A 13725-nucleotide genomic window follows, 5' to 3' on the forward strand; every position below is an offset into this window, starting at 1 on the left:
GTCAGGCGGACGGCTGGTTCTGTACCGCGCGTCCTTGACAGCAGGGGCTGCAGCGGCAATTTTCGGGACAACGTTGTCGAAGGGACATGGTCACGATGGTGCCGTTCCGCCTTCTGTCCGTGCTGGCCACTGGCGCCCTGCTCGTCGGCGCCGCCCCCGCCCACGCCGATCCCGTCTCCCTCGCGCCGGTCGCCGATCCGGCCTCCGTCGTCGATCCGTTCATCGGGACCTCGCACGCCGCCGACGACTTCCCGGGGGCCGACACCCCGTTCGGGATGGTCCAGTGGAGCCCCGACACCAGCCCGCACCGGCCCGACGGCGGCGGGTACGAGTACGCCGACTCGGCCATCACCGGATTCGGCCTCACCCACATCGCGGGACCGGGCTGCCGGGCCGCCGGCGACATCCCGGTGCTGCCGACCGTCGGTGCGGTCGACCCCCGCGCCACGGACGGCTTCTCGCACGCCAACGAGTCCGCGACGCCCGGCTCGTACACGGTGACGCTGGACAACGGCGTCAGGACGGAGCTGACCGCCACCACCCGCAGCGGCATGGCCCGGTTCACCTTCCCGTCCACCAGTCAGGCGAACCTCCTGTTCAAGCTGACGGACAGCGAGAACGGCGACAGCGCCGCCGAGTTCGACGTGGTGAACGACAGAGAGGTCAGAGGCAAGGTCACCAGCGGCAACTTCTGCGGCGAGGGCAACTCCTACACGGTCTACTACGACATGGTCTTCGACCAGCCGTTCCGCCACAGCGGCACCGCCCTGGCCGCCGCCACGCCCACCACGCCCAGGAGCAACGCCTCCCCCAGCGCGCCCGAGGCGCCGAACAAGCCGACGCTGCACGGCACCGTGCCCCGTACGCCCCGCGCCTTCGCTCCCCGGGCGAGCGGCTCCGACGGTTACGTCACGTTCGACACCACCACCCACCGGGCCGTTCAGGCCAAGGTCGGCATCTCGTACGTGTCTTCCGCCGGCGCCGTGGGCAACCGGCAGGCGGAGAACGGCGGCTGGGACCTGGACAAGGTGCGCGGCGCTGCGCACAACGCCTGGAAGTCCCTGCTCGGCCGGGTGCGGATCGCCGGCGGGACACCCGACCAGCAGACCGTCTTCTACACCGCGCTCTATCACGCGCTGCTGCATCCGAACGTGATCAGTGACACCAACCGCCGCTACCCCGGCTTCGACGGCAAGGTCCACACCGTCGACCCCGGCCACGGCGCCGCCTACGCCAACTACTCGGGCTGGGACGTCTACCGCTCGCAGGCCCAGCTCGAGGCCCTGCTCGCGCCCCAGACCGCCTCCGACACCGCCCAGTCGATGGTCGACGACTACCGCCAGACCGGCCTGTTCCCCAAGTGGTCGGAGAACAACGGGGAGACCCATGTCATGGTCGGCGATCCGGCGGACGAGATCATCGCCGACTACTACGCCTTCGGGGCCAGGAAGTTCGACACCGCCACCGCGCTCAAGGGCATGATCGCGGAGGCCACCGTCCCCAACGACAACCGCCCCGGTCTCGCCTATCTGGAGCAGCTGGGCCGGCTGCCCAGCAACGGCAAGTACGGCTGCTGCAACTTCTACGGCGCGGCGTCCACCACGCTCGAGTACGACTCGGCCGACTTCGCCGTCTCCGCCCTCGCCGGCGCCCTCGGACACACCGCGGACCAGCACCGGTTCGCGGACCGGGCGCAGGACTGGCAGAACCTGTTCGACTTCGGCAGCGGTTTCATCCGGCCGCGCGACGCCTCGGGCAGCTGGACGGCCGGCTTCTCGCCGACGTCGGGGAAGAACTTCGTCGAGGGCGACTCCTGGCAGTACACGCCGATGGTGCCGTTCAACGTGCACGGACTGGCGACCGCCATGGGCGGAGACGCGGCCCTGGCCAAGTACCTCGACACGGACCTGTCCTCGCTCACCGGCGCCGGCGGATACACCGACCTGGGCAACGAGCCCAGCCTCAACATCCCCTGGGAGTACGACTACATCGGCCGCCCCTATCAGACGCAGAAGGTCGTCCGGCAGGTCCAGGACCAGATCTGGACCGCCGGCCCGTCCGGTCTCGCGGGCAACGACGACCTGGGCGAGATGAGCTCGTGGTACGTGTGGTCCGCCCTCGGCATGTATCCGGAGACGCCCGGCACCGCCGATCTGGCCCTGGGCAGCCCGCTGTTCAGCCAGGCGGTGATCACCCTGCCGTCCGGCCGCACCCTCACGGTCAACGGCACGGGCGCCGCGGACGACGCCCCGTACGTGCAGTCGGCCACCTGGAACGGTACGGCCTGGAACGCGGCGCACGCGCCCGACGGCGCCCTCACCGGCGGCGGCACCCTCACCTACGTACTCGGCACCTCGCCCAACACGTCCTGGGCGTCGGACCCCTCCGCCGCCCCGCGCTCCTACCCGGGCGCGCCCGGGTACACCGACGTCGGGACGTCGGCCGACACCGCCGCGGCCTCGGCCAACTTCGACGGCGCGGGCTACAGCTACTCCGCGCACGCCCTGGCCACCGCGGGAGTCACGCCCGGCTCGAAGGTCACGGCCAACGGGGTCACGTTCACCTGGCCCGACGTGGCACCCGGCGCTGCGGACAACTACCAGGCGAACGGGCAGACGGTGCGGACGTCCGGCTCCGGCAGCATCTCCTTCCTGGGTGCCGCCAACAACGGCCCGGTGTCCGGCACCGCGACGGTCGCCTACACGGACGGCACGACGCAGTCGGTCCCCCTCGGTCTGTCCGACTGGACGCTGAGCGCGGGCGCCGCCTCACCGCGTCCCGACAACACCGTCGCCGTGACCATGCCCTACCGCAACCGTGCGGGCACCGCGTCCGACAGCACACAGACGTATGTGTTCGCCACGGCACCGGTGGCCCTGAGCCCGGGCAAGACGGTCAGCGGCGTGCGCCTGCCGTCCGATGTCGCCGCCGGGGGCCTGCACGTCTTCGCGATCGGCTTCGGCAACGCCTCGTCGGCACGGGGACGGGGCTGACCGCCGGAACATGCCGTTGAGTGGAGCAATCACGGGGGTACGGGGGCGCGGCACACCAGGCTGGAAGGGTGAGGCACGGACGGATCGGACATGAACCGGAGGCGCCGGCAGCCACGGAAACGCGGGTGCCGGCGCCTCCGGCATGGTTGCGCTGGCTGCCGGTGCTCTACGTCGTGGCCGTGCTGCTGCTGGAGCCGGCCACGCCCGTCGAGTGGCCGGTGAGCTTCGCGCTGATCGCCGTGCCCGTCCTGGCCGCCTTCGCGTACGGGCCCGTGGCCGTCGGTGCCGCCACGGTGTTCGCCGTCGGCCTGGAAGCGGTGCTGGCCGGCACTCCCTGCTGCGCGGGCCGGGAGGCCGGCTATCTGTGGGACCGGCACTACGTCGCCTCCTACATCTGTACGGCCCTGGTGGGCGGTATCGGCGCGATCCTGGCCGAACACCGGATCCGGCGTGAACGCACGCTCGCCGATGTACGGTCCGTGGCCGAGACCGCGCAGCGGGTCCTGCTGCGCCCCGTACCGCACCGGATCGGCAACCTGCTGCTGGAGAGCCTGTATCTCTCCGCCGCCGCGGAGGCCCGGATCGGCGGTGACCTGTACGAGGCGGTCCCCACCCGTTTCGGGGTCCGTCTGCTCATCGGCGACGTGCGGGGCAAGGGACTGCTGGCGGTCGAGACCGCCGCCGCCCTCCTCGGGGCGTTCCGCGAGGCGGCCTTCGACGCACCCGACCTGCTCGCCCTGACGGACCGCGTGGACACGAGCATGAGCCGCCGGGCGACGCAGCTCGGCGGCACCGAGACGAGCGAACGGTTCGTCACCGCGGTGTTCGCCGAGGTCCCCACCGAGGAGCACGTCGTCCGCATCGTCAACTGCGGTCATCCGCCGCCCGTCTCGCTGCGGGCCGGCGAGGTGCGCGAACTGGACAGCGGGCGGCCGGCGCCGCCCCTGAACCTCGGCATGCTGGTCGAGGACCCGTACCACCTGGACGCCTACCCGTTCCGGCCCGGCGATCAGCTGCTGCTGTACACGGACGGTGTCACGGAGACGCGGGACGCGGCCGGCGCCTTCTACCCGCTGCTCGACCGCCTCCGCTCCTGGGGTCCGCTTCCCCCGAAGGAGCTGCTCGCACGGCTGCACGACGACCTGCTGGCCTACAGCAACGGCCTGCAGGACGACACCGCGGCGCTCGCGGTCTGCCTGCTGCCCGAGGAACCGTCGCTGCCCGGGGAACCGCCGGCGCAGCCGTCTGCCCAGTGAGCGCGGCCCGGTCAGAAGGCGGTGTGGGCGAACCAGTTGTCGAGGACCGCGGTCCGTCCCGAGACCTCGAAGGCGGGGTCCTGGTACGACCGCCGCCCGTAGAGGAGGAGCAGCAGGTCCGCCGCCTGACCCCGTACCGCCGCCGTGACCGGCTCGGACTCCTCGGCATCGCGGCCCACCGGGCGGAAACCGTCCGGGTCCAGCCGCATCCGCCACTCCTCACCGGGGTCGCCTTCGGCGCCCGTGCTGCGGAAAGCGAGGGTCTCGCCGTCACCGCGCAGCTTCGTCACGCCCGGGGCGAAGAGTCCCGCGTAGGGCAGGTTGACGAGGAACTCGTCCACGCCGTCCGCCGCGAGCGCGGGGTCGATGTCCGAGGTCAGGCCGACGGCACGCTCGGCGTCGACCCGGTGCACCAGCGTCTCGAACAGCATCCGGCGGGCCCAGAACCGCGCGTGGCGGTCCTCGCCCCACACCCACATCGGTGCCTCGGGATCGGTGTCCCGCAGGACGGCCGCCACACCGGGCACCCCCGCCGCCACCCAGTCGGGATAGTCCCGCGCGTTCTCCGGCAGCCCGAGCTCGAGTTCGCGGCTGCGGGGAGGCTCCCGCACCAGCCGGGTCAGCAGGGTGCCGAACCAGCGCTGCAGCGATCCGACGTGCCGGGCGAGGTCGGCCAGAGTCCAGTCGGGGCAGGAGGGCACCGCGGTCGCCGGGTCGGCGCCCCGGACGACCTCGCAGAAGCGCAGGGTCTCGCGGGCCACGGCCTCGCGGTAGGTGTCGTACGGCAGCGGATGCCCCGCCCTGTGTGTAGTCATCGGCTGCTGCCGTCCTGTTCTGTCCTCGGCACGGATTCCGTCACGGTCAGTCTGGATGCTGGAGTCCACTCGAAGGCAAATCCGGGTTCGGCGGGATCTCCTGGTCGGCCCAGATGATCTTCCCGTCGCCGGTGTACCGGGCGCCCCAGCGCTGGGCGAGCTGGGCCACCAGGAACAGCCCGCGGCCACCCTCGTCCGTGCTCCTGGCGTGCCTGAGCCGGGGGGCCGTGCTGCTGGCGTCGTGGACCTCGCAGGTGAGGCGGGAGTCCCGGAGGAGCCGCAGCCGTATGGGCGTGGCGGCGTAGCGGATGGCGTTGGTGACGAGTTCGCTCACGACGAGTTCGGTCGTCATGGCGAGTTCTGCGAGGCCCCAGTCCTCGACCTGGCGGGTGGCGAGGGCGCGGAGGGTGGCGACGGCGGCCGGGTCGGGTGGTACCTCCCAGGAGGCGACCTGGTCGGCTCCCAGGGTGTGGGTGCGGGTCAGGAGCAGGGCGATGTCGTCGGGCTGGGGCACGGGCACGAGCTGCCGTACGACGGACGTGCACAGCGTGTCCAGGTCGTCCCCCCGGCCGGCGAGGACCTCCCCGAGCCGGGCCATGCCCCGCTCCACGTCGTGGTCGCCGCCCTCGATCAGCCCGTTGGTGTAGAGGCCGAAGAGGCTGTCCTCGGCCAGTTCGATCTCGCCGGACTCGAAGGCCATGCCGCCCAGCCCGAGCGGGGGCCCGGCGGGGATCTCCGGGAAGTAGGCGTGTCCGTCCGGTGCCACGACGACGGGCGGCGGGTGCCCGGCCCGGGCCATCGCACACCGCCTGCTGACCGGGTCATATACGGCGTACAGGCAGGTCGCGCCGATGAAGGTGCTGCGGGCGGCCGTACCGGCGGCCGCCTCCTCGTCGCTCAGCCGGAGCACGAGGTCGTCGAGATGGGCGAGCAGGTCGTCGGGGGGCATCTCCATGACGGCGAGGGTCTGCACCGCGGTGCGCAGCCGGCCCATGCTCGCCGCCGCGCCGATGCCGTGGCCGACCACATCGCCGATGACGAGGCCCACCCGTGCACCGGACAGCGGGATCACGTCGAACCAGTCGCCGCCGACGCCCCCGGAGGGGTCCGCCGGCAGATAGGAGGAGGCCACCTCCAGCGCTGTGCCGCCGCTCAGGGCGGGAGGCAGCAGGCTGCGCTGCAGAGTGATCGCCGCCGTGTGCTCCCGGGTGTAACGGCGGGCGTTGTCGACGCACACCGCCGCGCGCGCCACCAGTTCCCGGGCCAGCAGGACGTCGTCGGGCCCGAAGGAGACCGGGTTGAGCGACCGGACGAACGTGGCGAGGCCGAGGGCGGTGTTCCGGGCCCGCATCGGCACGGCGATGAGCGAGTGCATGCCGTACTCGCGCATGCGTTTCGTCCGCACCGGGTCCCGGGTGGCCCACTGCTCGTCGGAGGGGTCGAGGACCGGGATGAGCAGAGGTTCGCCCTCGGTGAGCAGGTTGCTGTCGTGGGGCGGCGGGATGAAGTCGACCCTGCCGCCGATCATGACGACAGCCTCGGGGGTGCCCTCGCGCACCGAGCGCTGCGCCGCCCGGCGCATCACGGGCCTGGCCGGGGCGGGGCCCGCGTCGGTCAGCCACGTCCCGTGGCCCTCGGTACTGAGCACGGGTTCCAGCAGGTCGACGATGACGAAGTCCGCGAAGCGGGGGACGACGAAGTCGGCGAGTTCCTGGGCGGTCCGCATCACGTCGAGCGTGGTGCCGATGCTGGTGCCCGCTTCGTTGACCATGGTCAGCAGTTGCCGGGTGTTCCACCGCTCGGTGACGTCCTGGACCATGTAGCAGACGCCGGTGATGGCGTCGGCGGCGTCGACCAGGGGGAAGAACGAGGCCGAGTAGGCGTGCCGGCGGTGCGGGTCGGCCCAGCTCCAGCCCGTGTACTCGTGGTCGGTCACCGGCAGGCCCGTCGCGAGCACCGTGCGCATCAGGCTCTCCAGGGTCTGGCCCTCCAGCCCGGGCAGCAGCTCGCTCAGCCGCCGTCCGAGCCGTTCGTCCCGGGGGACCCCGCCCAGCCGTTCCAGGGTGTCGTTCAGCCAGACGTAGCGCAGATCGGTGTCCATGACGGCCATGCCGACCGGTGAACGGGTCAGGAACCCGTCCAGGACCGACAGGCCCATGCTCCACCGCTGACGCGGTTCCCGGGCCGACACCAGGAAGCACTCGCTGTCGCCGATGCGGAACGAGGCCGAGACCCGCAGTTGGACGTCGAGACTGCGGCCGTCGCGGTGCCGTACGGCTATCTGCCCGCTCCAGCCGTTTCCGGCGCGGCACCGCTCCACGACGCCGGCGAGCCGTGCGGGATCCCCGGGCATGGCGAGCAGGCGCGCGGCGGAGGCGCCCGCGACGTCCCGTGCCGCGTGGCCAAGGAGTGCCTCGGCGCTGCGGGTCCAGCCGACCACGACGCCGCGTTCCGAAATCACCGCAGCCGCGTCGCTGGACGCATCGAGGAGATCACCCGGTCCCGGCGGCGTGGCTGCGGCGAAGCCCTCTGGCGCAGATTCCATCAGTTTCACCCATACACCACTATGAGCCTGATTGTCCGTGGTGCGCACGGACACGGCGGGAGGCGCCGGCCCGGCCCCGGATGCGGCGGCTCCGCCCCGGATGCGGCGCCCTGCGGTTGGGCGGGGCCCGGGCCGGAGGGACCATGGGGGGAAGGGACCATGAAGCACCGGTCGACGGCGTCCGCGCGTGCCCACCCGGCCGGTGGAGGTGAACCGGCATGGCAACGGACTCCTTGGCAGCCGGCCACGAGGAAGACGGCGACGGGACGCCCCGGCCGACCGGGCTGCTGGACGTGCTGAGCGTGGCCGCGGTGGCCATGGACATGCGTGGCCGCATCGTCTTCTGGACCCCGCAGGCCGAGGACCTCTTCGGCTACTCGTCGCAGGAGGCCCTCGGCAAGCCCGCGGCGCGCCTGCTCGTCCACCCGGAACATCTGCAGGCCGTGCAGGGTCTGTTCGCGGAGGTGCTCGAGACGGGTCGGGGCTGGGCCGGCGCGTTTCCCGTCCGGCACAAGGACGGCAGCAGCCGGCTGACGGAGTTCCGGACCATGCGGCTGCTGGACGACCTCGGGGACGTCTACGCGCTGGGCATCGCGGCAGATCACACCCTGCTCCAGCGCGTCGAGACCGACCTGGCCCTGTGCGAGCGGCTGATCAACCAGTCCCCCATCGGTCTGGCCCTCCTGGACCCCGACCTTCGGTACGTCCTGGTCAACCCGGCGCTGGAGCGGATCGACGGCACGCGCGCCGAGGACCACATCGGCCGCCACCTGAGGGAGACCCTGCCCTTCCCGGACGTCGACACGGTCGAGTCCGCCCTGCGTCAGGTGCTCACCACCGGTACGCCCCTGCTGGACCAGTACCACGTCGGCCGGCCGCCCGCCGATGCCGGCCAGGAGCACGCCTGGTCGCTGTCCTTCTACCGTCTGGAGGATCCCGGCGGCCGGGTGCTGGGCGCGGCCGTCTCGGTCGTGGACGTCACCGAGCGGCACCGCGCGGCGGCCGAGGCCGACCGGGCGCGGCGGCGCCTGGCGCTCATCGCGGACGCCTCCGCGCGGGTCGGCACCGCGCTGGACGTGGAGCAGACCGCCCATGAACTGGCGGAGATCGCGGCGCCGGCGCTGGCCGACGTGGTCGCCGTGGACGTCCTCGACTCCGCCCTGTCCTGCCGGCGTGTGCGCAGACCGGACAATGGCCCGGAGCTCTTCCGCGCCCTGGCCCTGAAAGCGGCCCATCCCACCCCCGCGCTGCGCGCCGCCGACCCTCCCGGCAACATCGCCGCCTACGAGGGGGACCGCCTGGTCACCCTGTGCGTCCACACCGGGCGGCCGGTTCTGGTACGGCACGTCGGGCCGCACGATCTGCCGCGCATCGCCAGGGACGCCGCGTCCGGCGCGCTGCTCGCCGAGGCCGGCGTCCACTCGTACCTCGCCGTGCCGCTGATCGCCCACGGCGAGGTGCTCGGCGCCCTCGACCTCAAGCGGACCCGCAATCCGGCGCCGTTCGACGACTACGACGTCGTCCTGGCCGCCGAACTCGCCGGCCGGGCCGCCGTCGCCATCGACAACGCCCGCTGGTTCCAGAGCGTCCGCAACACCGCCCTGACCCTGCAGCGCAGTCTGCTGCCCGACCACTCCCCGCACCACACGGGCCTGGAACTGGCCTCCCGCTACCAGCCCGCGCAGGCCACCAGCGAGGTCGGCGGCGACTGGTACGACGTCATCCCGCTGACCGACGAGAAGACCGCCCTGGTGGTGGGTGACGTGATGGGCAACGGCATCGACGCGGCGGCCACCATGGGAAGACTGCGCACTGCCACCTGCGCCTATGCCGATCTCGACCTGGACCCCGCCGCGGTGCTCCAGCACCTGGACAAGATCACCTGCGATCTGGAGCACTACATCGTCACCTGCCTGTACGCGGTGTACGACCCCACGGCCGGGCAGTGCACCATCGCCAACGCCGGACACATGCCGCCCGCGCTCGCGCGGCCCGGTGACGCACCGAGACTCCTGGAACTGCCGGCCGCGGCACCGCTCGGCGTCGGCGGCGTCCGGTTCGACACCACGACGGTCGCCCTGCGCCCCGGTGATGTGCTGGTCCTCTACACCGACGGCCTGGTGGAGACCCGTCAGCACTCCATCGACGACCGGCTCGACGTCCTGCTGGACCTCCTGGACGAGCCGAACCGGCCACTGGAGGAAACCTGCGACGTCCTGCTGTACGGCCTGCGCCACCCCGACGACCACGACGACGTGGCCCTGCTCGTCGCCCGGGCCCTGTAGGCCGGGCCGCACGGTGCGGTTCGGCCGGCGTCCGGCGCCCTACTGTGCCGTCGACTCCCCTGAAGCGGCCGTGGACGGCCGGTCGGCGGAGCCGCGCACGAGCAGCAGCAGCGCGTCGACCAGGTCGTCCACGGGGCTGCCGGTGGCCAGCCGCCGCAGTTGCAGGCCCATCACCAGGGCGACCGTCGTGGCGGCCAGGCGTTCCGCGTCGGGGACGCCCAGCGCGGTGAGGATCCGGGCGGCGAGCAGGTCGTAGGCGCGGAAGGCCTCGGCCGCCGCCTCGCGCAGGCGCTCGTCACGCCCGGCGTGGAGGTACAGCTCGAAGGGCGCCAGATGGGCGCTGTCCAGGGCCGAGCCGCAGGCCACCTGGCCGGCCATCGACGCCGCGTCCTCGACGTCCAGGCCCTCCGTCTGGCACTGGTCGGCCAGTTCGGTGAAGTGCCGGGCCTCCTCGCGCACGAAGTGCAGCAGGCTCTCCCGCAACAGTTCGTGCTGGGTCTCGAAGTGGTAGGTGACCGAACCGAGGGACACGCCCGCTTCCTTGGCGATCCGCCGGTTGGTGACCGCCGCGACTCCGTCCTCGCCGATGATCCTCAGGACGGCGGTGATGATGCGCTGGCGCATCGGAGCGGTAGGGGCGGCATGCGGCATGGCCTGCATTCTTCCATCACCGGGTCACCTGGGCTGTGGACAGGGCCGCTCGGCCTCCCTATTGTTCGTTCGAACGAACAGGAACTGGAGGCTAGTCGTGCACATTGCCGGGTCAACCGTTCTGCTCACCGGTGTCACCGGCGGCATCGGCGGCGCGCTCGCCGCCGAACTGTCCGCCCGCGGCGCCCGTCTCATACTCACCGGCCGCCGCCTCGAAGCGCTCGAACCCCTCGCCGATCGTTACAACGCCCGGACCGTCGCCGCCGATCTGGCCGACCCCGACGATGTGCGGCGGCTGGCCGAGGAGGCCGCCGGCACGGACATCCTGATCGCCAACGCGGCCCTGCCGTCCAGCGGCGACCTCCTCGACTACACACCGGAACAGATCGACCGCGCCCTGGCCGTGAACCTGCGGGCGCCGGCGATGCTCGCCCGGCTGCTCGCTCCGGGCATGGTGGCCGCCGGGCGCGGTCACTTCTGCTTCGTCGGGTCGCTGTCCGGCATGGCCGCCACCAAGTCGTCGTCCCTGTACACCGCGACGAAGTTCGGACTGCGCGGCCTCTCGCTGGCCTTCCGCCAGGATCTGCACGGCACGGGCGTGGGCGTCTCGATCGTCCAGCCCGGTTTCGTACGCGATCTGGGCATGTTCGCCAAGACGGGCTCGGCGACGCCCGGCGGTGTCCGCACCGTCTCGCCGGCGCAGGTCTGCAAGGGCGTGACGCGGGCGATCGAACGCGATCTCGCCGAGGTCAACGTGGCACCACCCGAGCTGCGCTTCCTCACCAAGGTCGCGTCACAGTTCCCGGGGTTCGCGGAGCGGGTGCAGCGGCTGGCCGGGGCGGAGCCGACGGTGAAGGCGATCGTGGCGGCGCAGCGCGCGAGCCGCTGAAACGGCCTCTTGTCAGGCACTCCACCGCCATGGCAAGATCCGTCGAGTTCTACAGCGCATCCGACCACTCGTCACGAAGGACTGAGGTCCATGGTTCCGGCGTCCCCCAGCGGCCGCCGTCGGTACTGAGCCACCTGCCCAACGGCAGTGCTCCGCAGTACCGTTGACGTTTCCTCACGGCGGCCCGACGACGTGGTGTCCCGTACACCGCTCGCCTCCTTGCAGAGGTCGTTCCCTTGTGCCAGCCCACACCGTGAGGTCTTCATCGTGCGCACCGATGTCCAGAGCTTTGCCGTCGCCCACCTCCTGCGCCGCCCGGCGGCACGTGAAGTAGGCGGCTTCGTCGTGGGGTTCGATCCCTCGACGACCAGCCCGTACGTCAACTACGCCACCCCCTTCCCCGGCGCCGAGCCCACCGACCGGGACGTCGCCGACCTGATCGACGCGTTCCGCGAGCGCGGGCTCAAGCCCCGGCTGGAGTTCGCCCCGGACACCGCCCCCGCCGTGGAGCCCGCCCTGCGCCGGGCCGGTTTCGGCACGGAGGCGGTGCACGAATACCTGGTCTGCACGCCCGCCGCGCTGGCCGTGCCGGGTTCCGGCCACGGCGCGGCGGGCCCGGTCGAGGTGGAGGCCCCCGCCACGGAGGCGGACTACACCGCGATCGACAGCGCGCTGTCGGAAGCCTTCGGCGGCGAGTGGGGCCCGTCGCCGGAAGGCGCGGCCCGGTTGCGGCGTACCGAGGAGGGCGGCGGAGCCGTCCGGTTCGTCCGCGCTCCCGGCGGAGGCTGCGCCGGCGGCGCGATCTGCTCGGCGCCCGCCGAGGGCACGGCGGAGCTGGCGGGCGTGGGCACGCTTCCCGCGTACCGGGGGCGCGGCATCGCCGCCGCGGTCACCGCGACGCTGGCCGGGACCATGTTCGGCCGGGGAGCTCGGACCGTGTGGCTGGAGTACTCGGGCGAGGGCTCCCGCCGCGTGTACGAGAGGGTCGGCTTCCGGCCCGGCGGCACGCGCCTGTACATCTCACTGGACGCGTGACCTCCGGGACCGGCGGACACGCAACCTCCGGGGCCAGCGGGCCCGCAACCTCCGGGGCCGACCGGGACCGGCGGACACGCAACCTCCAGGGCCGACGGACACCTGACCACCGGGACCGGCGGACACGCAACCACCGGGACCGACGGACCCGCAACCTCCGGGGTCGGCGGGCCCGTGTCCTCCGGGGCCGACGGGCGGCCGCCGGCCGGCTGGGAGCTGGACCGTAACTTCCGGCACCGACGGACGCCTGACCACCGGGACCGGCGGACGCGCAACCTCCGGGACCGACGGACGCGCGACCTCCGGGGTCGGCGGGCCCGTGTGCTCCTGGGCCGGCGGGGCCGGGTGCTCGCCGGTGCGCGACGTCAGCCTTCACCGGGGAGCGGGTTGTCCTTGACGAACCGGCGGATCTCCTCCGTGAGCGCCGCCGGGTTGTCCAGCTGGACCAGGGTGCGGGCGTCGGGGATCTCCACATGGCGGGCGTTCGGCAGCAGTTCGGCCAGTCGGCGGCCCGTCGCGGGCGGCATCATGCGGTCCTCGGCGCCCCAGGCGACCAGAGCCGGGCGGGTGAACTCCGGGAGGTTCCGGGCCGCATCCAGGTAGCAGTCCTTGCGCGTCGCACGCAGGAACTTGGTGAAGTCCCGGCGGATGTGACGGTTGGTCAGCAGAGGGCCGTACCAGCGTGCGACGAGTTCCTTCGGGAGCCGCTTCTTCGTCATTCCGCCGAGCGAGGTCTGCATGCGGGCGAGGAAGGGGAAGCGGAAGGACTGCAGGAGGAGGAAGACGCCACCGGGGATCCGGCGGGCCGCGTCCAGGATGCGGCCCTGGACACCGGGCGGGTAGTTGTCCAGGGCCTCGCACGAGGTCAGGACGAGCCGGGCGATGCGTTCGTCCCGTACGCCGACGAGGAGTTGGGCCGTACCGGTGTCGTTCTGGACGAGGGTCACGTCCCGCAGGTCGAGGCGGTCCAGGAACTCGGCCAGCAGGCGGGCGATGCCGTGCGCGGAGAGGTCGGCGTCCTGCCGCATGGGGCGCCGGTGGCTGCCGAGGGGCAGCACGGGGACCAGGACGCGGAAGTCGGGGCGCAGGGCGGAGACGACGTCGGCCCAGACCGAGTCGTCGAAGCCGAGGCCGTGGGCGAGGACCACGGTGGGGCCGTCGCCTGCCGTGTCCTGGTATTCGATGGTTCCCGCGCTCAGCTCGATCTCCGGCATGCCCGCGCCTCCGCTCCGGTCGGCCGCCTCGACTGTCTCTTG

General features: G+C 72.4%; 9 protein-coding genes. 5 read left to right on the top strand and 4 right to left on the bottom strand.

Annotated features, from left to right (window positions below; all coding sequences use genetic code 11):
- Window positions 1-86: 86 nt before the first annotated feature.
- Window positions 87-2993: a lectin gene (locus tag LMU33_RS06325; protein ID WP_228618093.1), complete on the top strand. Its 2907-nt coding sequence runs from the start codon at window positions 87-89 to the stop codon at window positions 2991-2993.
- A 125-nt stretch (window positions 2994-3118) separates the two neighbouring features.
- Complete coding sequence (locus LMU33_RS06330) at window positions 3119-4249, top strand: PP2C family protein-serine/threonine phosphatase (RefSeq protein WP_228618094.1); 1131 nt, start codon at window positions 3119-3121, stop codon at window positions 4247-4249.
- Between the two features lie 11 nt (window positions 4250-4260).
- On the opposite strand, the gene LMU33_RS06335 is transcribed toward LMU33_RS06330, so the two are convergent.
- On the bottom strand, window positions 4261-5064 hold the full coding sequence (locus LMU33_RS06335) for a maleylpyruvate isomerase family mycothiol-dependent enzyme (RefSeq protein ID WP_228618096.1): 804 nt from the start codon (window positions 5062-5064) through the stop codon (window positions 4261-4263).
- Between the two features lie 46 nt (window positions 5065-5110).
- On the bottom strand, window positions 5111-7609 hold the full coding sequence (locus LMU33_RS06340) for a SpoIIE family protein phosphatase (RefSeq protein ID WP_228618098.1): 2499 nt from the start codon (window positions 7607-7609) through the stop codon (window positions 5111-5113).
- A gap of 218 nt (window positions 7610-7827) precedes the next feature.
- Between LMU33_RS06340 and LMU33_RS06345 the strand changes: the two genes are divergently transcribed.
- Window positions 7828-9894, top strand: a complete 2067-nt coding sequence (locus LMU33_RS06345) for a SpoIIE family protein phosphatase (protein WP_228618100.1) — start codon at window positions 7828-7830, stop codon at window positions 9892-9894.
- A gap of 39 nt (window positions 9895-9933) precedes the next feature.
- On the opposite strand, the gene LMU33_RS06350 is transcribed toward LMU33_RS06345, so the two are convergent.
- Window positions 9934-10545, bottom strand: coding sequence for a TetR/AcrR family transcriptional regulator (locus LMU33_RS06350; protein ID WP_228618101.1), 612 nt, complete (start codon window positions 10543-10545; stop codon window positions 9934-9936).
- A gap of 97 nt (window positions 10546-10642) precedes the next feature.
- Here LMU33_RS06350 and LMU33_RS06355 point away from each other — a divergent pair, with 97 nt between their 5' ends.
- Both LMU33_RS06355 and LMU33_RS06360 read left to right on the top strand, forming a co-directional pair.
- Complete coding sequence (locus LMU33_RS06355; RefSeq protein ID WP_228618103.1) at window positions 10643-11434, top strand: SDR family NAD(P)-dependent oxidoreductase; 792 nt, start codon at window positions 10643-10645, stop codon at window positions 11432-11434.
- Window positions 11435-11701: 267 nt separating this feature from the next.
- Window positions 11702-12469: a GNAT family N-acetyltransferase gene (locus LMU33_RS06360; RefSeq protein ID WP_228618104.1), complete on the top strand. Its 768-nt coding sequence runs from the start codon at window positions 11702-11704 to the stop codon at window positions 12467-12469.
- Between the two features lie 365 nt (window positions 12470-12834).
- Here LMU33_RS06360 and LMU33_RS06365 read toward each other — a convergent pair whose 3' ends face one another.
- Window positions 12835-13683, bottom strand: coding sequence for an alpha/beta fold hydrolase (locus tag LMU33_RS06365; RefSeq protein ID WP_228618105.1), 849 nt, complete (start codon window positions 13681-13683; stop codon window positions 12835-12837).
- Window positions 13684-13725: the final 42 nt, after the last annotated feature.

It is taken from the genome of Streptomyces barringtoniae, assembly GCF_020819595.1.
In the GTDB taxonomy this organism is placed as follows: domain Bacteria; phylum Actinomycetota; class Actinomycetes; order Streptomycetales; family Streptomycetaceae; genus Streptomyces; species Streptomyces barringtoniae.

Bases quoted from the DNA above. Each gene is read 5' to 3' on its own strand.
- LMU33_RS06325 (WP_228618093.1), top strand. From the start codon at position 87: ATGGTCACGATGGTGCCGTTCCGCCTTCTGTCCGTGCTGGCCACTGGC.
- LMU33_RS06335 (WP_228618096.1), bottom strand. From the start codon at position 5,064: ATGACTACACACAGGGCGGGGCATCCGCTGCCGTACGACACCTACCGC.
- LMU33_RS06340 (WP_228618098.1), bottom strand. From the start codon at position 7,609: ATGGAATCTGCGCCAGAGGGCTTCGCCGCAGCCACGCCGCCGGGACCG.
- LMU33_RS06345 (WP_228618100.1), top strand. From the start codon at position 7,828: ATGGCAACGGACTCCTTGGCAGCCGGCCACGAGGAAGACGGCGACGGG.
- LMU33_RS06350 (WP_228618101.1), bottom strand. From the start codon at position 10,545: ATGCCGCATGCCGCCCCTACCGCTCCGATGCGCCAGCGCATCATCACC.
- LMU33_RS06365 (WP_228618105.1), bottom strand. From the start codon at position 13,683: ATGCCGGAGATCGAGCTGAGCGCGGGAACCATCGAATACCAGGACACG.